Origin of the sequence: Okeania sp. SIO2C2, assembly GCF_010692625.1 — a bacterium.
Taxonomy (GTDB): Bacteria; Cyanobacteriota; Cyanobacteriia; order Cyanobacteriales; family Microcoleaceae; genus Okeania; species Okeania hirsuta.
Genome location: NZ_JAAHGM010000055.1, coordinates 19,398 through 40,033 on the forward strand (window position 1 = coordinate 19,398; position 20,636 = coordinate 40,033).

General features: G+C 36.0%; 19 protein-coding genes and 2 pseudogenes. 13 read left to right on the forward strand and 8 right to left on the reverse strand.

Annotated features, from left to right (window positions below; genetic code table 11):
* Nucleotides 1-81 precede the first annotated feature (81 nt).
* The 4 genes from F6K18_RS28420 (at nucleotide 82) to F6K18_RS28435 (ending at nucleotide 3,751) form a co-directional block, all read left to right on the forward strand.
* The gene (locus F6K18_RS28420) at nucleotides 82-687 is read left to right on the forward strand and encodes a C39 family peptidase (protein WP_124145429.1); all 606 of its coding nucleotides are present in this window, start codon (nucleotides 82-84) and stop codon (nucleotides 685-687) included.
* A gap of 259 nt (nucleotides 688-946) precedes the next feature.
* Complete coding sequence (locus F6K18_RS28425; protein ID WP_287525800.1) at nucleotides 947-1,729, forward strand: glycoside hydrolase family 19 protein; 783 nt, start codon at nucleotides 947-949, stop codon at nucleotides 1,727-1,729.
* Nucleotides 1,730-2,371: 642 nt separating this feature from the next.
* The gene (locus F6K18_RS28430; protein WP_287525802.1) at nucleotides 2,372-2,497 is read left to right on the forward strand and encodes a hypothetical protein; all 126 of its coding nucleotides are present in this window, start codon (nucleotides 2,372-2,374) and stop codon (nucleotides 2,495-2,497) included.
* Between the two features lie 267 nt (nucleotides 2,498-2,764).
* Nucleotides 2,765-3,751, forward strand: coding sequence for a hypothetical protein (locus F6K18_RS28435; RefSeq protein ID WP_287525804.1), 987 nt, complete (start codon nucleotides 2,765-2,767; stop codon nucleotides 3,749-3,751).
* A gap of 369 nt (nucleotides 3,752-4,120) precedes the next feature.
* Here F6K18_RS28435 and F6K18_RS28440 read toward each other — a convergent pair whose 3' ends face one another.
* Both F6K18_RS28440 and F6K18_RS28445 read right to left on the reverse strand, forming a co-directional pair.
* Nucleotides 4,121-5,080 carry a Uma2 family endonuclease gene (locus F6K18_RS28440; RefSeq protein ID WP_287525805.1) on the reverse strand — a complete coding sequence of 320 codons (960 nt, stop codon included), beginning with the start codon at nucleotides 5,078-5,080 and terminating at the stop codon, nucleotides 4,121-4,123.
* A gap of 196 nt (nucleotides 5,081-5,276) precedes the next feature.
* On the reverse strand, nucleotides 5,277-6,611 hold the full coding sequence (locus F6K18_RS28445) for a TMEM143 family protein (protein WP_287525807.1): 1,335 nt from the start codon (nucleotides 6,609-6,611) through the stop codon (nucleotides 5,277-5,279).
* Between the two features lie 177 nt (nucleotides 6,612-6,788).
* On the opposite strand from F6K18_RS28445, the gene F6K18_RS28450 reads away from it, so the two are divergent.
* From F6K18_RS28450 to F6K18_RS28460, 3 genes are all read left to right on the forward strand, one after another.
* Nucleotides 6,789-8,189 carry a DICT sensory domain-containing protein gene (locus tag F6K18_RS28450; protein ID WP_287525809.1) on the forward strand — a complete coding sequence of 467 codons (1,401 nt, stop codon included), beginning with the start codon at nucleotides 6,789-6,791 and terminating at the stop codon, nucleotides 8,187-8,189.
* Nucleotides 8,190-8,447: 258 nt separating this feature from the next.
* Entirely contained in the window at nucleotides 8,448-9,068 is a 621-nt protein-coding gene (locus tag F6K18_RS28455; protein WP_287525811.1) for a pentapeptide repeat-containing protein, read from the forward strand.
* 242 nt (nucleotides 9,069-9,310) lie between these two features.
* A complete protein-coding gene (locus F6K18_RS28460; RefSeq protein WP_287243106.1) occupies nucleotides 9,311-10,072 on the forward strand; it encodes a DUF2993 domain-containing protein in 762 nt (253 codons plus the stop codon).
* 223 nt (nucleotides 10,073-10,295) lie between these two features.
* Here F6K18_RS28460 and psb35 read toward each other — a convergent pair whose 3' ends face one another.
* From psb35 to F6K18_RS28485, 5 genes and pseudogenes are all read right to left on the reverse strand, one after another.
* Nucleotides 10,296-10,463, reverse strand: a complete 168-nt coding sequence (gene psb35, locus F6K18_RS28465; RefSeq protein ID WP_192901174.1) for a photosystem II assembly protein Psb35 — start codon at nucleotides 10,461-10,463, stop codon at nucleotides 10,296-10,298.
* Between the two features lie 311 nt (nucleotides 10,464-10,774).
* Nucleotides 10,775-11,050: a MoaD/ThiS family protein gene (locus F6K18_RS28470; RefSeq protein ID WP_124146427.1), complete on the reverse strand. Its 276-nt coding sequence runs from the start codon at nucleotides 11,048-11,050 to the stop codon at nucleotides 10,775-10,777.
* Nucleotides 11,051-11,312: 262 nt separating this feature from the next.
* Entirely contained in the window at nucleotides 11,313-12,626 is a 1,314-nt protein-coding gene (thrC, locus tag F6K18_RS28475) for a threonine synthase (RefSeq protein ID WP_287525813.1), read from the reverse strand.
* Between the two features lie 770 nt (nucleotides 12,627-13,396).
* Nucleotides 13,397-13,648, reverse strand: coding sequence for a MoaD/ThiS family protein (locus F6K18_RS28480; RefSeq protein ID WP_124146425.1), 252 nt, complete (start codon nucleotides 13,646-13,648; stop codon nucleotides 13,397-13,399).
* 311 nt (nucleotides 13,649-13,959) lie between these two features.
* Nucleotides 13,960-14,172, reverse strand: a pseudogene (locus F6K18_RS28485) (zinc ribbon domain-containing protein); the annotation flags it as partial.
* Nucleotides 14,173-14,427: 255 nt separating this feature from the next.
* Between F6K18_RS28485 and F6K18_RS28490 the strand changes: the two are divergent.
* From F6K18_RS28490 to F6K18_RS28500, 4 genes and pseudogenes are all read left to right on the forward strand, one after another.
* Nucleotides 14,428-15,012, forward strand: a complete 585-nt coding sequence (locus tag F6K18_RS28490; protein WP_353735201.1) for a helix-turn-helix domain-containing protein — start codon at nucleotides 14,428-14,430, stop codon at nucleotides 15,010-15,012.
* Nucleotides 14,942-15,253 (forward strand): annotated as a pseudogene (locus tag F6K18_RS36935) (hypothetical protein); the annotation flags it as partial. The gene F6K18_RS28490 and the pseudogene F6K18_RS36935, both read left to right, overlap by 71 nt.
* Entirely contained in the window at nucleotides 15,192-15,404 is a 213-nt protein-coding gene (locus F6K18_RS28495) for a transposase (protein ID WP_287525819.1), read from the forward strand. The pseudogene F6K18_RS36935 and the gene F6K18_RS28495, both read left to right, overlap by 62 nt.
* 44 nt (nucleotides 15,405-15,448) lie before the next feature.
* Entirely contained in the window at nucleotides 15,449-16,780 is a 1,332-nt protein-coding gene (locus F6K18_RS28500; protein ID WP_287525822.1) for a hypothetical protein, read from the forward strand.
* A 148-nt stretch (nucleotides 16,781-16,928) separates the two neighbouring features.
* Here F6K18_RS28500 and F6K18_RS28505 read toward each other — a convergent pair whose 3' ends face one another.
* Nucleotides 16,929-17,150 carry a hypothetical protein gene (locus F6K18_RS28505; protein ID WP_287525825.1) on the reverse strand — a complete coding sequence of 74 codons (222 nt, stop codon included), beginning with the start codon at nucleotides 17,148-17,150 and terminating at the stop codon, nucleotides 16,929-16,931.
* 242 nt (nucleotides 17,151-17,392) lie between these two features.
* Here F6K18_RS28505 and F6K18_RS28510 point away from each other — a divergent pair, with 242 nt between their 5' ends.
* Nucleotides 17,393-19,195: an NACHT domain-containing protein gene (locus tag F6K18_RS28510; protein ID WP_287525828.1), complete on the forward strand. Its 1,803-nt coding sequence runs from the start codon at nucleotides 17,393-17,395 to the stop codon at nucleotides 19,193-19,195.
* Nucleotides 19,192-20,514 (forward strand): hypothetical protein, encoded by a 1,323-nt coding sequence (locus F6K18_RS28515; protein ID WP_287525830.1) that lies wholly within the window; start codon nucleotides 19,192-19,194, stop codon nucleotides 20,512-20,514. The genes F6K18_RS28510 and F6K18_RS28515 overlap by 4 nt, the downstream gene beginning before the upstream one ends.
* Nucleotides 20,515-20,636: the final 122 nt, after the last annotated feature.

The window sequence follows — 20,636 nt, forward strand, 5'->3', positions numbered from 1 at the left end:
AACTCAAAAAGTATTCTGCCTTTCTAAACTTCTTGTTCCATCTGTTTTTTGTACTTTTTTGTATACAATACTATTTCTCAAATGACACAGACAAAAGAAAAATTCAAAAAACTCGAAGTTCCCTATTTCTCTCAGTTGGATAACGATACGGCCTATCACGGACCTGGTTACAGACAATGTAACCTAACTTCTTGTTCAATGTTTTTAGCCTTTCTCAGACCCGATCTTGTTGAAAAAGCAAAATCAGAGGGTTATAGTGAATTTGAAAGTATGTATGGGAAGATACTAGATAAATATGGGGATACTACCGATCATCAAGCAAATACTCGTGCTTTACAATATTTTGAAGTAGATACCTATTTTTCCTATACACTTTCAATTGATGAATTAATCGAGTGCTTGCAAGCAGGATATCCAGTAGTTATGGGTATGGCATATAAAGGTAGCGGACACATGGTGGTAGCTACAGGATTTGACCTAGACAAACAGAAAATTTTCATACACGATCCTTATGGTATTAGAGACGGAGCGGGCAATACTTACCAGGTAGGGGTAAAAGCAGCTTACGATCCTTACAGTTTCGATCTTTTAAGAAAAATTTGGGTCGATATGGGTGAACAAGCAGGATGGGGTAGAGTCACTGTTTCTGTTAAAGGAAAACCAACAGGACTACCTCAGAATTTGTAGATTTTGCTATGCTGTCTCTGCCGATAGCAGGGAACAGGCAATGGTGGAAAAACATTAATATTTATGCCTAATTAAATCTGACTAGATCATTGCGACCGGAGTGGAAGGAAGTAACCTCTAATGCCCTAAGATTGCTTTCTAATGGAATTGCTTTGCCAACTTTCCACTCCCTTGCTCCTTTACCTCCTGTCTCTCTTCTGTTTCTACCCTCTTTTGCTCGTTGCCTGTTGCATTCACAAAAATATCAAGACTAGAAAAAATGGAAACTATCAAAGCAATTAGTCAAACTGTTCTCAAAAAAGCAGTAGCTCAAGCTTTTCAACTTCCTGAGAGTCAAAAAACATCTGTTGCTCAAGGAAAAACTTATGAAGTTCTCAAATATTCTCTAGCAGAACAGGGACATTACCAAGTTGAACTCAATCATAATGCTGGAACCTGGTATATTTTCTCCGATCATTGGGAGCTATCCTGGGAAAATCAGGCAGAAATTATAGAATCTAATAACTCAGATTTATTGACTGCTGAAAATCTGAAAGCAATTATGCCCGATGCTTCTGATGATGATATTCATAGATATGTCGCTCCTCTCAATCAAGTTATACATGATTTTGATTTAGCAACAACAGCAAGAGTTTGTGCATTTATTGCTCAAATTGCCCATGAAAGCGGTTCTTTTTATTATAAAGAAGAATTAGCTAGTGGTGCAGATTATGAGGGACGAGAGGATTTAGGTAATACTCAACCAGGAGATGGCAGACGATATAAAGGAAGGGGTCTGATTCAACTTACTGGCAGAGCTAATTATCGTCAATGCGGTGAAGAATTGGGTTTGCCTTTAGAAGACAACCCGGAAATGGCTGTTCAAGACCCTTATACAAATGCGGCAGTGGCAGCTTGGTATTGGCAAAGTCGGGATATTAACGAGTATGCAGACCAAGGAGACTTTGAAAAAGTCACCCGTCTGATTAATGGTGGTCTAAATGGTTATAGCGATCGCCTGCAATTTTGGGAAAAAGCTAAAAAAGTTTTTGGTATTGATTAAGAAAGGAACAGCCCATTTTGAGTCTTTCAGGACTTACCAAATAATTAATAATTGAACAATTAAGGTTTAAAGTCTCTCCTTTTAAGGAGAAAAAAGCGGTCGATCTTCGGAGCTTTCTGTAGGATAGGATGGCAAAGCCGCTCCGCTTTTTCCTACGGAATGCTTCCCTACGGGATGCTGCGCAAACGCAAACATGTCGCGCAGCGTTAACGAAGTTGTGCGTTAGCTAAACGCCATATCCAATCGACCAAGAGAAGAAAAATTTTTCCTTTTAGTCAATCCCCTTCTTTTTAAGAAGGGGTAATTGTTAATTATTAATTGTCAATTGTTGAAGCATGAGGCAAGAAAAACTAGGGATTTGAGATTGCTTCTCTGTGGGTGGCAATGACGAAAATACGTTGTACTGCGTAAGTCCTATCTTTCTTAGAAAAGTTAATTTAGTGGAGGTAAACCTCAAAATGTTCGCCTTTGTTAAGTGTTAGTCTTAAGGCAACTTATCCATTAGCAAAGCTTATTTGAAGGATAAACCCAACATTCATGTTTTGTTGGGTTACCTTTGCGGGAAGCAAGCTAAATTCTTCAACCCAAACTACCTCCATGGGATTAATTATTATTTCTCTATAATACCAATTTGATAAATGTTTGCTACAAATAGTTAGGCTATTTCTTAGGAGTCAACCCACCCCTCGCCCCTCCCCCTCCCAGGAGGGGAAGTCAGGAGTCAGGAGTCGTATGGGAATTGGTTCAATACCAGTTTTTAGGTCGTAAATTCTCTTTTTTGTCAAAGGGACATTTCCTAGCAAATCTTTTTATCCCACTTATTATTCGTAACATTCTTTTTTCAAATTGGTATAATAGGAGTTTTCATTAATATAGAGTACAAAGATTTTGGCTTGAAGGCAGAAGTTTTGTAGTTAACATTTCTGGAAAACTGCTACAATTTCCTAATTTAATAATTCTGAATTCTACATTCACTCACTCTACATTCATAAAAATGAAGTTTTGTAGTCTATCTTTGTGAAAATCGCTATAAATATGCAGCCTAAAGATAATTTTGATAATTATGATTTAAATTCCTTGGAAAACAAGCCAGTTTTCGAGGAACAACATAATCTTCCGGTTATTGATGAAATAGATACCAAAGTTTATGATTTGTTCGCCCAAATCAATGAGGTAATTACTGACTCTAATTTTATCCAGGAATTAAGCGCAGAAAATCAAGAAGAAGTTTCCAAAGTTTTGATATTACTCTCAGATATCAAAACTCTATATCTATCTGGAAAATTAATTAAAAATATTCACAAAAAATCAGAAGTGGCTAATTTAGTATTTAATCTTAGTCTTGCTATTAAATCTTTTCAGCATAACCCCGAAAAACGGCTGATTGAAAAACTGCGAATTGATGGAGAATTTAGAATCAGAAGAATTAAAAACTTTTGGCTAGCTTTACCTATTAATTTTTATCGAAGAGTTACTTCTAAGATTATTCTGAAAATTTTACTAGGGTTAATTTTAGGACTTCCATTATACATAGTAGTTCCACTGGGCTTATCATCAGGAAGCCAGAACTTAGAACAAGCTCTAGAGTTAAAAGGAATTATTTCCTCAGATATTTCTAGTAGGACTAATGACACACCGGATATGTATATAAAAGATTTTCAAATGACAGTTTGGCTAGGAAATTTGTGTTTTACTGCTGGCGCTCTAGGTAGCATAGTTAGTATCTTATCTCGACTTAGTAATTATGAACAATCTGAAGAGGAGTGCCAATATGAAGACTCAATAATTCCTATCTTAGTTGGTTTTTATAAGCCTCTGATCGGAGGTACATTTGGCATTTTAATTTTTGCTATTTTACAGGGCGGAATTATTCCTATTACCTTTGGTGAACTTGATAACGAAAAGAGGCAAGATCAAAGATGGATGTCTCTATTTTCTTTGTCTTTTGTGGTGGGATTTAGCGAGCGATTAGCAAAAGATATTATTAATACGACAGAAAAAAATTTTGATTCAGAGAAATAGGCAGTGATAGATAGATGGACAAAAATGTTGATTCTATTTCGTGTATAGTAATGCTATATCGGGAACAATTTGTAATATTATTTTCAGGACTTACGAATGAGGAGCGAAATCCGGTTATAAAACCTAGTTTTTCCAAATCTGTCTAATCCTTCTGCTTTCTGCCTTACCTTGAAAATAAATCTCCCTTCTAAACCGGATTTAGTATCATATAAAAACAAGGAGAAAAACTCATTATAATCACGGATAAAATATAAGAAACTCCAGTTTTTATGAAGAATCAGTAAAGATTTAAAGTGTGGGGTTGCGGATTTGAATGGCAGTGGGAGCATCTTGCTCCCATATTAGGCATTCCTTGTTCGTATTTTTGAGCTATTCAGAAAATAGTTTTCGCAATTCATCCATTGAGGAAATCTGGGGAATTTGAGAAGCAATTGCCTCCAACAATTTCAGATCCTCTATTTGGGAAATATCAGATAATATCCCCACATATTCATCACCAAACTTGAGTTTCAATCCCATTTCAATTGCCAATAATAACGCCTGTTTAATTTGAACATCTTTTTGAGATATCTGAGTATCCTTTTGGGATATCTCAGCATCCTTTTGGGATATCTGAGTATCCTTTTGGGATATCTCAGCATCCTTTTGAGATATTTCAGCATCTTTTTGAGATATCTGAGTATCCTTTTGGGATATCTCAAGATTTTTTTCTGCTGCTATTTCATCTCCTGTTTTAATCACATTCCCCAACTCATCACACCAACGCAACCAAGTACCATTCAGATTTTCAAACACACCATTCCAAAGAATTAATCCTAAATTGACATCAGCAAACCAAGCATCATTTTTAGGAATATAAGAACTACCATGAAGTTGAAATACTTGCACAAAAGTTTTACTTAGTTTTTGCAATGGATCGTAGAGAACATAATAAGGAATTCGTAATTGTGCATACTTTGTCAATTTACTTCCTAATTCATTGCCTGGAGTGGGAGAAACAATTTCAATTACTACATCTGGGGACTTGCCAAATTCCCAGAATAAATAAGAACGAACATTACGTTTCCACCATTGTTCGCCACCAGGAATATTCAAACTTAAAAACACATCAGGTACAATTCCTGAATCTCCGACATAAGAAAATAAACCCACATTAGCAGCAACGATAAAAGGAGCATTTATAGGTATTTCAGCACCGCTGTAAAATACAGTTGTAAGTAGACGTTGTTGTTTTTCATTAATAAAGCTATCCAAGGGGGTGTCATCCTCCAGAATCATATTACTGGTGTCTGGATATTCATGGGGCAGAAGAGTCAATTTTTCTGACATAGTTCCTCCAGATTGATTTGGTAATTATTTCATATATTAAATTTCAGTGGTATTCAGCAGTATATCAAATCAATTTGTGGGAAATGCGAGACTCTTTAGAAAATATACAACAAAGCCGCTGAGTAATGCTATCTATAATTTTTATTCACTATTTCTCTCCAATTACCAATTCCCGACTCCTCAATTTGTTGTTCCCTTAAGCATAACTAAACGCATTATCCCAGATATAATCTATTAATTGTTTCGCATCATCTAAGGGTAATACTCGACAACAAAAATTTTCATCATAAGTTAATAATGGTATATTTGAAATCTCATTCTCATCTTCACCATCCCTGACAATTTTGCCCTGAATTTTTGTGAGATTATGTAAAGGTCCATTAATATCAAAATCAATTTTTGTATCAAAATTTTCCTCCATCCAGGCTTCAATCTTGTTATCCAATTGTTCTGGAGTTAGATATGTATTGCTTGTCAATAAGTGATAGTAAACTAAAATAATTTCCTTACATTCTTCTTCCTCTGCATCATCAATTAAAGTTTGAAATACACCTGCATTATTAGCAATATTATTGAAAAATAAAGTGTCTGTTACCTGTTTTTGAAACTTAATCTGTTTAGTTTTGTATTGAGTATACTGCTTGAAACAAAATCCTCCTAAAGTTACTAATAGAGATAATGAAGCTAATAAAATTCCAGTCATATTCCTCACATCCTCCGGATTAGCTCTCAAGTTCAATTTTTCTACATAAGACGGACCGAAAGCTAGAAAAACAATTACACCGATAATTAGTAAAAGTTGCGGTAAAATTTTCAGGGCAATAGGTACTGCTGCACCAATAGCAGGTACTACTAACATTAGACGGTCTTTCAAAGTCATACTAACTTTTACATTAGGAAATAGAAATTCTATATCATTTTTAGGAATATTTTTATAGAGAGAAATATAGATTTTTTTAGAACTCAGATGAGATTCTTCCTGAGAATATTCTGAACCATCAGTCTCTTCTGTATTTTGGCACTTAATTAATAAAGCAACCCTTTCAAAAATATCAATTTTCTTTTCAATTTTTCGGAAAAATTTCTTAACTTTTATTGTCTTATATATATCTCCTCGACAGTAACATATCATCTCTTCAAAGTCATCAAAATTGATATCTGTTTTCAGTTCAATTAGGGAAGTTTCCTGAAAAGCACGTTCTAAACTAGCGTGAGATATAGGAAAAAAATTTCCTTGATCTAGAATTTTCTCAAAACTCTGAACAACTTTAGTTTTCATCATTGCTAGTTCTGATTCAGAGAGAGAAGCAATATATTTAGTATTAGCATCTGGATTAAATGGAGCATAATTTTCCTTTAAGATCTCCAGTGTTTTATGTAATTTAAAATGATAATAAGCCAGGAGAATAGAACAAAAATCTCTAAACTTTTGTAAAGATCCTTCTGGTAATTTACCATCTTGAATACAAAGTTCTATGATATCTTTTCTAGAATAAGGAATAAATGCTTCCCTGTCTTGATAAACTGCCATGGTTATATACCTCGATTATATGAGGATATATTTTACCACTTTTTTCGCCCCATAAAGACACGATAATACTTGACAAAATCATCATAGTATGTATAAATAAAAGAAGCTATCGCATTAATAATAAAGGTAGCTATAAAGATAAAATACAAATATATAAAATAATCATCATTTAATAAAATGAATCCAGAAGCAACTTTAAATCAACTTAAAGAAGCCAGTCCGGAAGGAAAACTTCCCTCTAGTTACGGAGTTTATTTCAAAAATACATTGGTAGCTTTATGCCATGCTTTAGAAGACCACATATTACAAACTAACCCTAAAAATTATGAAGAAAAACCATTAGTTTTAGTCACATTTCAAAGAGGTAAATGGTATTTACAAGAAGCAGATCGTTATCAAGAAATAGCACAATCTAGCCGTCACATTATTATTAGCGCAGTACCAGATAGTGGGTTACCCAAACATCCTACAAGTCAGCTAGAAAATGTCTCTTTAGTTAATTTAGAAACGACGGATAGTTTAGTTAATGAATGGAATCTAATTATCTTAGCTCCAGGTTACAGAGCGATGGTACTTTGCCATGAACTATCAGAAGATGAATATGTACTCAATGGTAAACCCACTGTAGATGTAGAAAGAAAATTTTACGGTTTATGGAGTTTCGACCGGAGTTTAGTAGTTAAAGCCGCAGAAATTCTCATAGAAAGATGTCGCCCCTACGATCCTGCCTTAGCAGACAGCATTCAAAAACAACATCAAGAAATTCTAACTATCAAAGATGCACCACCTACAGATATGACTAATGTGGTATCTCGAATAGTTTCTTATCTGGAAACTTCCCAACAGCAGATGATTGCGATGAATCGTCAAACTAGGGAATTATGGGAATTGGAAGGTCAAGCGTTACGAGTTAGTCGCAACCTAAATGCTAATAAATTACAGGCATTTTTACGAATGGCGCAGAAAGCAGATGAACGCGATCCTAGTAACCCTATTGCTTCTTTGCAAGTTGCAGCTTTATCTGAAACTCTTGGTCAAATGTTAGATTTACCTACTTTGCAGTTACGACGTTTGCGGTTAGCAGGATTATTGTTTCGAGTGGGGTTAGCATCAGCACCAAAGGAAGTATTTACTCAAACACCAGATGAATTAGATGATGCAACTTTAACTTTTTGGCAGGAAAGGAGCATACTTGCTGCCCAATTATTAACAGCAATGCCAGAGTTAGCGCCTATAACTAAAATTGTGGCTCATCATTTAGAATATTGGGATGGTAGTGGTAAACCAGACGGTCTCAGAGAAGACGAAATACCCGTAGAATCTCGAATTCTGGGGTTAATTTCTTACTTCCAAGAGTTAATACAAGCACGAGGTAAAAGAATAGCTCTTAGTTTCGGAGAAGCTTTAGAAAAATGTATCAATCACAGTGGTAGATATTTTGACCCTATTCTTGTAGAATCTCTCAGCAACGTGGTTCGTTTAACAGAAATGGGTCTGATGCAATTACCTCAAAGGCCAAGTCAACTGCCCAACGTTTGGTTAGAGGAAGCAGTTACATCAAAGACATCAGTCAATTAATATCTTTAAAAATACCTCGATCTTTTCTTTACTTTGGATGTAGGAGCTTTTCTATTTCTTGAGTGGGGGAGTAGGGGAGTGATGGAGTAGGGGAGTGGGGGAGAAGTAAACATCAGAATAATTAATACGCTAGTGGCGTGCTCATTATCAAAAATATCATTGCGCCTGTGTTAATTACTTAATAATTGAAGTTTCACCTCACAAAAGCATTCTTTTTTCACCCTAACACCTAAGACCTAACACCTAAGACCAATTTTTATGTATATGAATCAATCAACATCCCTAGATATTTCGGCCATTCGAGTTGGCAAAATCAAACTTTTAGCGAGTGCTAATCTCCCTGGTGCAGATTTAGCAGGAACCCAACTTTCAGAAGCAGACTTCTACCAAGCTAACTTGGTTGGAGTTAATTTTGCTGGAGCTAATCTACAGAAAGCTACTCTGAGAGCTAACCTGCGTGGAGCTGACTTCACTGGTGCTGATTTGAGAGGGGCAGACTTTCGTAATGCTGACCTACGGGGTACTATTTTTATGGATGCCCAAGTTAGAGGAGCTAGCTTTGCAGGTGCTTTCTTAAATGGAGCTGTACTGAATAATTTGGACTTGAGTGGGGCTGATTTTCGTGGTGCTGACCTACGAGGTGTGAATTTTACTAGAACTATTTTATTTCAAGCAGAATTTAGTAGTGCTAATCTAGCTGGTGCAGATTTATCCCAAGCAGATTTAGAAGAAGCTAATTTTACTGGAGCTATACTCCGGGGCACAAATTTACAACGGGCTAATTTGCTCTGCGCTATTGTCGATCAGGCTGACTTCAATGGGGCTATATTCACCGATGCTTGTCTGCAAGGTACGCCCCTTGATTCAGTCTATTCCTAAAAGTTTGATTTGCGTAGTGGATTGACACATCTAAAATGTTGCAATAGTAGGGGCAGGTTCGGCGTTAAATTAATTGCTCAACATTAAATTGAGATTAACCCGACCCATCCCCCTATGTCAGTCCAGTAGGCTATTTCTTCTGTAGATGCAAAGTAATGCTTATTAAGTACATAAGTACAAGTAAACTTTACAATTCTTTATCAAACTGCTAGGATATCAATGAAGGCAAACATTGAAAAATTATGGTGACTGCGTTGTTGACCAATGTACCAATGCAAAATCAAAGTGGCGATCGCCTAGTGAGCAAGGCAGCAGGAGCGGCAATAGCAGCTCTGTTTAAAAGCTCTGATAAAGTCGAAGCCAATGTCCGTGCCGAGCCAGTGGCCAAACTTTTACAGGGTAGTCTGGATGGGTTTGATTTCATTGGCAAAGGAATGCGGATGTACAATGGCCTTCGGATTGAAGTTATGGAGCTTTACCTGCAAGCTGTCTCAATAGACTTTAGTGCAATTTTTACTGGTAAAGTCAAATTAAGGCAGCCGATTCAGGCCACTCTGAGGACTGTATTAACTGAGTCTGACTTGACTACCTCTTTCAATACACCATTTGTGATAGAGAAACTGCAAAGGCTCAAATATCAGGGACAATCCCTACATTTCCAAAATACTCAAATGACTATCACTGAAGATCGAGCCCTCAGACTTAAAACTCAAATCGGGGTAGGAAATCCAAATCAACCTATAGATGTTGATTTCACTGCTAACATTGAAGTGGAAAATAGACGTAAAATCAAATTTGTTAATGTTAAATATAATGGCGATCGAGAGTCAGTAGATTTAGGTAAATCTCTCATAGACCATGTAAATAATTTACTAGATTTAGATAAATTTGCTTTAGAAAATACTCAACTAAGAGTAGACCGACTAAGGGTAGGAAGAGATGACATCACGTTCTATGGTATAGCTAAGATTGAACAGTTTCCTAGTGGGATGAAGAATAAATAGTTGTTAATCTTTAAAATCCATTTAATGCAAGATCAAAATTGATGGAGTGATCTTGATAATCAAGCAGGAATTGACTAAAAGTATACAACTTCCTTGACAATTCTGGATTATTTCTCAAACAATATCACAAATGAGATAATACTCAGGTTAGATAAAAGCTACTCTAAAACATAATCTCTACCTAGTTAGAGTAGCTTCTAATGTTCAGTAAACTGTTATGCTTTTAGCTATCTTTATCATCATTAACTTTAGGAACATAGTCTGGACGTTGTGCATCTTCCCAACCAGGTGGACGCTTAGAATTATACCAAGCAATTGAACCTATAGTAATAGCAGCAACAAAGCCTACTACAACTACTGCAATTGGAATCCATATATTACCCTGGACCATATTAAATCTCCAAATTATTTCTATAATTTAGAAATATTATCTCATGGCCTGGATTGAGTTTAAATAAAATCAATCATTATTGCTAGGCGGGGTCATTTCAGTCATAAGTTAAAAGTTATCAGTACCTTTAGCTGAATCAAGAGGCTTGAAATACGGAATATTCTTTTTTTTATCCTCTTAAAAGAGGAAGATTCAGACCAAAATTTATCGGTCAAAGTAAGAAACAATCTAGAATCTGAATTTGATAGATTTTTTTGCGGTTGTAATCGCGGAGCTTAGTGTAGCCGTATTACTAGTTTCATCACACCTATTTAACCACCAGCAACAGCAGGAACAATACTAACTTCATCTCCATCTTGTAGAGATGTTTTTGTTCCCTCTAAAAATCGGATATCTTCGCTGTTGACGTAGAAGTTTAAAAATCTTCGGGGTTCTCCTTGGTCATCACAGAGACTTTTTTTAATGCCAGGAAAGTTTGCTTCTAGAGAATCTATTAGTTCGGAAATATTGCCACCGCCACATTCAATTTTTGCTTTACTCTTGGTGAACTTTTGTAAGGGAGTAGGAATTAAAACTGTAACTGCCATAGTTGAGTAATGTTATTGATATAACTAAAACGTCTTTGCAAATTTTTATTCTAATGGTGGGCTAAGAAAAACTGTCAATTTTTAAGAAAAAAATTATTTTTCCTAACCCACTATTACTGCCTGGAAGATACACCAGATTTAACCTTGCTGAGGTATATTCATCGCGGACAAGATACCCGCACTAGGAACATTTAACTGTTAGTATCTTTACTTCAGATACCACCGAATCTGCTGTCTTTAGGAATTTTTGAGGTAAAGTTGCTTAAACCAAAACTTGCTCCCAATCAAGACGCTCTAATGTTTGAGCACGTTCCCAAGCTCGCTCGAAACTGTCTAACTTTGCATCTATTGTTAAAGGTTCGCCGATATAACCTTGTACTGCTTCTTGTGTCTTTAAGCCGTTACCTGTAATGTAAGCAACAGTAGTTTCTTCAGGATCGATTTTGCCTGCTTCTGCTAATTTTTTCAAGACCGCAATAGTTGTACCACCTGCTGTTTCGGTGAAAATTCCTTCTGTTTCTGCCAATAACTTCATACCTTCAATAACTTCAGCATCCGTGACAGATTCGATATTACCGTTTGTTTTGCGAGCTACTTCTAATGCGTAGATACCATCTGCAGGGTTGCCGATCGCGATTGATTTGGCAATAGTATTAGGTTTAACTGGGGAGATAAAATCACGACCTTCTTTGAATGCTTGAGCTACTGGAGAACAACCTTCAGCTTGCGCTCCACTAAAACGAACTGCTTTATCTTCTACTAAACCTACTTTAACAAACTCTTGGAATCCTTTGTAAATTTTAGTGTAGAGGGAACCAGAGGCGATGGGTGCAACGATATGGTCTGGTAGTTGCCATCCTAGTTGCTCGGCGACTTCAAAGCCTAGAGTTTTTGAACCTTCTGAGTAGTAGGGGCGGAGGTTAATATTTACAAATCCCCAACCGTAGGTATTGGCAACTTCGCAACAGAGGCGGTTTACTTGGTCGTAGTTACCTTTAACTGCCATAACTGTTGGATTGTAAATTAGGGTGCCGAGAATTTTGCCTGCTTCTAGGTCGGCGGGGATAAATACACAACACTCTAATCCTGCTTTGGCTGCGATCGCTGCGGTGGAGTTTGCTAGGTTGCCTGTACTGGCGCAGGATACTGTGGAGAAACCTAATTCTCTGGCCCGACTGAGGGCTACTGATACCACCCTATCTTTGAAGCTGAGGGTAGGCATATTTACAGCGTCATTTTTGATGTAGAGATTTTTTAGACCCAGGCGACGGGCTAAACGTTCTGATTTTAGTAGGGGGGTCATACCTGTTCCTACGTCTATAACGTTATCTGTTGCTACTGGTAGGAATTGACGATAACGCCATATAGAGTTAGGACCTGCTTCGATTGTTGCCCGACTGACTGTTTGACTGAGCTTTTCATAGTCGTACTTTACTTCTAGGGGGCCAAAGCATACGTCTTCGCATATATGTTTGGCTTCTAGTGGGTATTCTTCACCACATTCTTTGCACTTGAGTGTTTCTATTGCTGTATTTTGACTGTGGATTTGACTATCGGTATTTGTAGCCTGGGTCATGGTCTTTACTCCCTACTTCTAACTAAAAACTATTCTTCTGCACTTTTTGAAATACTAGCATGGGTAAAAATTACCGTCAACCATACCAGACTAAAATAGTCGGGATTGATATTCTTCTATTTTTTTCATTATTAATTGCAACAGATATACTTTCTGCTTTGGTAAGTAATTTTACTAATTTAGTAGTTGATTTTAATGTAGCGATTTGAGCGGTAGTATAAATGGCTTAGTTGTTTAGAGTGAAGCTTACAGTTAGTGGCTTGCTTAAGGAAGTAAGAAGTCAGAAGTAAAAAGTAAGAAGTTCTTTTTGTAGGGGGGATTTGAGCAAGGTTCCAAAAACCAGATCGCCAATCAAGGCGGGGTTGCGCGACCCAATTATTTTGATAACTATTTTGTTCAAATTGATTAATATTTTGGTTGTCAATTTTACTGATTTTCAGGATAAATTTATTTTTTTTGTGTCACATTTTTTCTATTTAACTTAGTATTAAATGTGAATCATGTTATTGGATTTATTTTAATAAATGTAGCATTTTATAGTAAAAAACTTTCTAGAGGTAAGTGGTTTAATACCATATACCAAAGAAATTATATTTTCTAAAAAAAATATCTAAAATCTAAAATTGTAAAGAAGAAGGCTTCTATAGAAGTCGGGAATTTCAACTCAAGCTTTTAGGGTCCTGAAAGCTGAGTGCTGTTTGCAAAGCATTCCGGTATGGAAAATGCTGATAGCTGTTTGCGGAGCATTCCGGTACGGAAAATGCTGATAGCTAGTTAAGGCCACCACTAACTGGAGGAATGAGGACTACTTCATCGCCGTCTTGAAGGACGGTTTCGGGTGGAGCAAAGTTGAAGTTAATACCAAATTTGGTTACTTTTCGCCACTGCTCTAGTTCGGGGTGTTGAGTGACGATCTGTTCTAAAAGTTGGGAGGCGGTAGTTCCTGGGGAAAGGGTGAGTTGGAGTTCGGAGACTCCATAGGCTTCTTGGTAGGCTGCGAATAGTTTGAGGGTGATGGTCATTTCAGTTATCAGTTATCAGTTATCAGTACTTCCTGCAATAGAGATGCTTGAAACCTAATTTTTTCGTCATATTATTGGGAAGAGGTGAATCAGCTTCTACTTCTTTATTTTTTGCGTTGAATAAAAAATCATGCGTATGGGCGAGCGAACCCTTATACATCTTATAGTCTTCAGAATATCAGAGTTTTTGTTTGAATGCAACTATTTCCCTGATGATTTTTTCGAGAGCTTATGAGGATGAGAATGATTGATAATTTATTTTATTATTTTAAATAGGGACGTTGTTGATTGACATCCTCCCGACGCTACTCTCACGAGACAGCGCGGGATTCCTTAACATCATTGTTAGGGGCTTTCTGTTTCTTAGCACACGCCTTCCGGGATTTACTCCCAGAAGGTCTTACAATCACTCCACAGACTGACACTGCGAGTCCCGCAGCCAAAATATTTACCGAAGCGTTTATGTCCCTGTCATGGTGAGCTGCACATTCAGGACAATCCCACTCTCTAATATTTAGAGGCAGCGGAACGGAACGGGCAAGATGCCCATTCCACATTTAATAATTTTAATAATAATGTTCAGCCATAAAACCTAAGACCTAACACCTAAGACCTAACACCTAAGACCTAAGTAGGCAGGCAAAAAAAGTTGTAAAATAGCCTAGTCGAGTAGATGGAGGAAAATTTATAGTGTGCCAGCCCCTTTAAGAGTACATTTGAGTGAAGCTGAAGACAAAGAACTGCTGGAATTCCAGAAAATTGAGGGAATCCCCTCAAGAGTGAGAGAAAGAGCGGAAATAGTTCGACTCAATCATCATGGATGGTCTGTAGCAGCGATCGCCAAATATAAAAATAAGTCACCTCACACCGTGAGAAACAGTCTTCACCGTTGGTCAAGCCAAGGTTTTGAGGGACTGTGGGAAAAGATAGGTAGAGGAAGAAAAGCCAAGTGGGTTGAAGAAGATATAAAACATATAGAGATTTGTTTGGAAAAAGATGAACGAACCTATAATGCGGCTCAATTATCCCGAAAACTATCTCCAGAGCGAGGAGTGACTCTCAGTAGCGATCGCTTCAGAAAAGTCCTCAAAAAAAGGGGTGGCGTTGGAAAAGGACAAGACCTCAACAACCTTCCCCCCCAGATGCTCAACAAAAACAAGCCAAAAAAGCTGACGCACGAATGGTTATTGTGGTCTCACAGTGCAGGAGAGATTTGCCTAAAATTCCGTAAAGGAATCCGGTTTTTGTCTTTGGAGTCCCGTCAGTTACAGTTATGCTCGTTGTGGACAGCAAAAACTCCTCAAACAGACAAAAAAACGGGGGAAAAGGTTAAATATTCTAGGTCTTTATGCCATCGGAGTTAGTTTTGATTATGGACTAAAGTTAGGTTCTTTTAAAGGAGAATCTTACCTTAAGCTAATGGACTGGCAAGCTCAACAAGCCTCTCAACGTTTTGAGCAGACGGGACAAATCACAGTAATCGTTCAAGATAACCATCCTATACACCTGAGCCAAAAAATCAGAGAACGTTGGAGTTATTGGCATGCCCCAAGGATTATTTTTCTTCCAACTGCCCAAATATTCCTCAGAAATGAATCTGATTGAAGCAGAGTGGCATCAACTTAAAACACATGAACTAGCTGGTCGGATTTTTGAAGATGAATATGATTTGGCGATCGCTGTTATAGAGGGTGTAGAAGCTCGCGCTCAACAAGACCAACATGCCACAGAACGTTTTCTATTTAATTCTGCCTAGCTACTTAACATAAAATTATTATCAAAGTTAACCATCTAATTAAAATGCTCAAAATTCAAAACTTAGTTCTCACTAGCAGTTGTTTTTACCTCTACTTTTCAACTTATTGTTTAGCAAAAACTCCTGAATTTTCCGAATATACTCTCAGAAACAATGGCGTAAATATTATCTCTCAACGTCAAACAGATGCAGAACAAGAATTAGAATCTCCCAATAAATTTTCCCCTAACCCTTTAGAAAGCACCGAACCAGACCCACTCTTACCAGAACCCCCTACTACAGGAACCGTTACCGGGGACAAACGAGAAGAACTTTCTCAAGAACTCGACCGACTTAACGCTGAAGCTTCAGCATTATTCGCCGCGGGAGAAACAACTAAAGCTTTTGATACCTGGAATAGAGAACTTCGTTTGCGACGTTATCTGGGTCAAGCAGAAGAATTAGCAGCTTTGGAACGAGTGGCAGAAATAGCATGGAATAATAGTCAAAAATTACAAGTGCAGTGGATTACAAAACGACTGGAAACCATACAACCAGAGATTCAAGAACAAGAACCAGTGAATATAGAATTGTTGCAAGCATTAGGTTCTGCATTTAATACTGTTAGAGCAAAAGATCCAGCGGTTCAAGTTTATCAACGGGTTATTGTTGAAGCAAGAGAGCGAGAGGATGTTGCTACCCTGAAAGTAGCTTTGACAGCTATGGGGGAAATATATTTGAATTGGTTAGATTATGATAATGCAGCGATCGCCTATGAAGAATTATTGGAGGTTCAGCAGCAGAGTAACTCAGCAACATCTACTAATGAAGAAACAACAGATCCTGCTTTAACTACTAATTTTGAAAAAGTAGATACTATCGAAAAATTAGCTTTCATTTATAATCAAGCGGGAAAACCTCTACAAGCAATTACAGCTAAAGAAAGATTGGTCAATTTTTACGAAGGTCAAGAAACTATCACAGAAATTCCGGATATAAAAATATCTATTGCTGGAGATTATGAGGAACTCGGTAAACTTAGTCTTGCCAGTCAATACTATCAGGAAGCTTATGATATTGCTCAATCAATTCAACAGTTTATAAGTGCTAGTGATGCTTTAGAAAAATTGGCAGCACTCTATCTTTCTCAGGACGAAAAAGAGGCAGCAATTGAAATATATAAAGTGCAATTATTGATGGATCAACAGTTTGTTAATGTTTATGGGATGATGGAAACTTATGACCGTATGGGTCAAGTTTATGCACAGTTAAAGGCTTTTCCTTTGGCAATGTCATCTTTTCAAAGAGGTTTAGAATTATCGAGACAATTGGGGGGATATCGAGAAAGTTATTTTCTACAAAAGCTGGATAAATTGAATAGAAATAGAAATCTGTGATTTGACTAAAAGTTTGTAGTTGGGCTTTAGCCCAAGCAATACTTATATGAAGGCTAGAGCAAAACTACAAGCCTGGTTATAATTTTTTTCCCAAACATAATATTAGCCCTATCTATCTTGGGGCTAAAGCCCTACTACGAGCATGATATTACTTAATTAACTCAAAAATTCTGTATTTGTAGAATATACAAAACATAGCTACAGGAGTAAGTAGAAGTGTTAAAGATAAAGTTACTGTAGATAAGGTGATAAGCACTGCTCCTACTTCAATTATTTCTAAAATAATAGAAGCAATTATTTGAGTTTGATTTTTTTTGCTATGTTTTGCATAACCTCTAGGTAAGCGTTTCTGAGAATTGGTATTCTTCATTTTTGTTGTTTCTTGAAATTACATCTCTACCATAAAAGGTAGATGCTACCCCAAGGCAAGGGATGCAATTATTTACCTATAAATCTCTTACAATAAAGTATTCAGCTTGAGGATAGCTTGGGAGTAACCCAAACCTTTTTTCAAAACCTTATAATTGTTAGTAATTTAAGTTTGGGGTAAGTAAAAAATAACCCAAACCACCCAAACCCCTAAAAAAAGGATTAATTGAATTAACAAAACTTATGCCACGAGGAAAAAACAAGGGTGAGGAACCCCTCAAACGAGCAAAAATATTAATCGGATTTCTAATAGATTACAACAAGACTAATTATGAACCTGGCAAATTATTTACTGAATGGAGAGATAGAGATAGCGATCGCCCTAAGTTATTTGTAGAAACAGAATTAACAAAGCTTGCCGATCTATTAAATCAAGAAATATCATCTGATTTCAAAAAGGCAAATCTTCAAGACACTATAAGCAACCTAAAAGAATTTAAAATTGTGACAGAACATAGTACACGCAGTCAAAAAAGCAAAGGTACTAGAGTTTTGACATTCGCTCTTTGGTTTTATAATAAAAAGGCAGAAAACCTAAAAAAATTAGGGTCAGTTTGGGAGGAACAGAAACGCCAAAAGCAAAACCAAACTAAAAACCCTAATTATAATAATCAAAAACAACAAATTGATATCAAAAATAGAGAATTAGACACTATTCTGGAAAGAAATATTACAACTTATCTTTCTAAATCATTTAGAAAAGATAGATTTGCAGAATTAGATCAGGCAGGTGATTCAGGAAGAGATGAAGAAGGTACTTATCTCCAAAGAGTATTTATCGATATTTTCCTTAAACCGTGGGATAAAGTAACTACTGAAGTTAAGAAAATATTCACAGGTGAAGATGATTTATTTAGAGACAAAAATTATGTTCCAGCTATGGAATATTTCACAAAAGAAGAAAAAAAGTACAATAAGGTTGTAATTATTGGCGGTCCTGGTCAAGGTAAATCTACTTTAGGGCAACAATTAGCTCAAGTACATAGAGCTAAATATCTAAATACAGAATATGAATTTACTGAAAATATAAAAGTTAAACGTATTCCCTTTCGGGTAGTCTTAAAATATTTTGCTCAATGGTTATCAAATAGAGATAGAAATGAATCTTCTAGTTTAGAAAATTACCTAGCTACAGAAATGGGTAATATCACAAATAGACTAGAAGAAATATCTGCTGCTAACGTACAAGATATTTTTGAACAGAAAGAATGCCTCTTAATTTTGGATGGATTAGATGAAGTTTCAGATGCTCGTTTACAACAGCGAATGGTCGAAGAAATTTCTACTTTTTTAGACTGGGCAGAAAATATAAAAGTGGATTTAAAAGTAGTAGTGACTTCTCGTCCTAATATGTATAAACAACAGTTCAATCCTGAAATATTTCCTCATTTAGAAATATTGCCACTGGAAAAGGAACAGAGAACAGAATATGCTCAAAAATGGGTTAAAACTAGAGAAATTGCTGATGGAGAACAAATAAGAATACTTGATATTCTCAAAGAATGTGAGGAAGATGAGAGAATTTCTAGATTGTTAACAACTCCCTTGCAAGTAACTATTATTTTACTGATTATTAAAAATGGTGGAAGACCTCCAGGGGAAAGAGAAACTTTATTTGATGAATACTGGAGAACTATATTAAAGCGGGAAAAAAGTAAGGACAAAGACCTAATTAAGAGTGATGACCAAATTCTGCTTAATGTTCATTCTTACTTGGGTTATTTATTACATTATCGTGCTGCTTCTAACACTTCTGATAATTCTGATATTAATGTTCAGTCTCTTTTACCGGAAAATGAATTTAGGGCAGCAATTAAGGAAATTTTGCGAAAGAATGATCGATTTTCATCGGATGAAGATATTAATAATAAAGTCGATAAATTTGTGACTGATGCTAAGGATAGATTAGTTTTGATTGTGGAACCACAACCAGGGTTATTTGGTTTTGAACTTAGGTCTTTTCAAGAGTTTTTTGCTGCTGTTTGATTTTACCAGTAAAACAAACCCTTTGGATAGTTTTTTGGTTATTTAATCAACCAGAGAAACAAAATATAGAGTTATTTGGGAATTTTCTTAAAGATCATCCAACCTTACCAGACTATTTTGATAAATTATTGTTTATTTCATATCTAGAGGATTATTGGGATATCTTAACCTTAGCTATCAAGGCAAATACTAATCAAAAAGATACATTCGCAAATTTTTTAGATTATTTGGATAGTTCTACTCAAATATCTATTGCTGAAGAAATAGACAAAGGAATTAAAGAATTTTTAGATAAAGCTGATGATGAAGAAAAACAACGATTTATTATTGCCTTACAAGCATTAGTAGGATTAGATGAGTTTTTTCCTCAACTAATTTCTACTGCTAGAAAAATAGGAGTCCAACTAGATGAATTAGTAGGAGCATATCTCACATTAGATTCAATTTATCTAGGACTAGAATATCCTCCAGAGCAACTACAAAAAATGCTAACTACTGTTGAAACAGCAATACAAAACAGAGAAAAGCCATATAACTATTTATGGCAAACATTTATATTTGAAGGTATTTGGTCATGTTCTTTAGAAGTTATAAACTATGCACGTCAAATTCTTGAATTATTTCTTGAGAAGTATTCTGAATCTTACTCTTTTCCTACTGCTAGTTTAGGTATAAATTTATTCCTAAAGCTACTTGAATATGATGCTAATATCTTAGATTTAGCACCTAATTTGTTTACTACATTGTCACTAGATAAGCTAATGGAAGTAGACATATATAAACCACTAGATAAACTACTATATAGGCTAATCAGTATACGTAGTATATCTAGATTTTTTGTTAACCTTGAGAAAGAGTATATTTCTCGACTTAAAACATTGCTGACTCACAGCAACAAATTAATTCGTGTTGGCAGTGCACTGATTTTAAAAGTAATAAGAAATTCATCTCATTTTCCAGGGGAAATAAAAATAGAATTGTTCTCAGATATTCGTATAGATTTTAGTTTAGGAATAGAATTTATTTACAAAGAAGATACGAAAGATCGTCTAATTGGTATAACACTTCTATCTTTGTCAGATTATCCTATCGAAGATAAGCAATATCAACATTTGATTTGGAATAATTTACAAAACCCAAAAACAGAAGCAGAGGAAAAAGCTTGGAATAAATTTCTAGAGGAAATTCCAATGGATTCAGAAAAGCATTTTATGTGGCGTACATTACTAGAAGAAATTTTGAGGAAACCTGCTGTTTATAGTAGTTCAGTATTAAGAATAGCAATGGAAAGATACCTTGAAATTGTTGGTAAGAGTTAAATTTATAGCATTTCTAGTAAACTGCTGGAGATCCCCCCTAACCCCCCTTGAAAAGGGGGGAACCGGAAGTACCCCTTAGAAAGGAGGATTTAGGGGGATCATAGTTGTTATTTGTAAGCCAT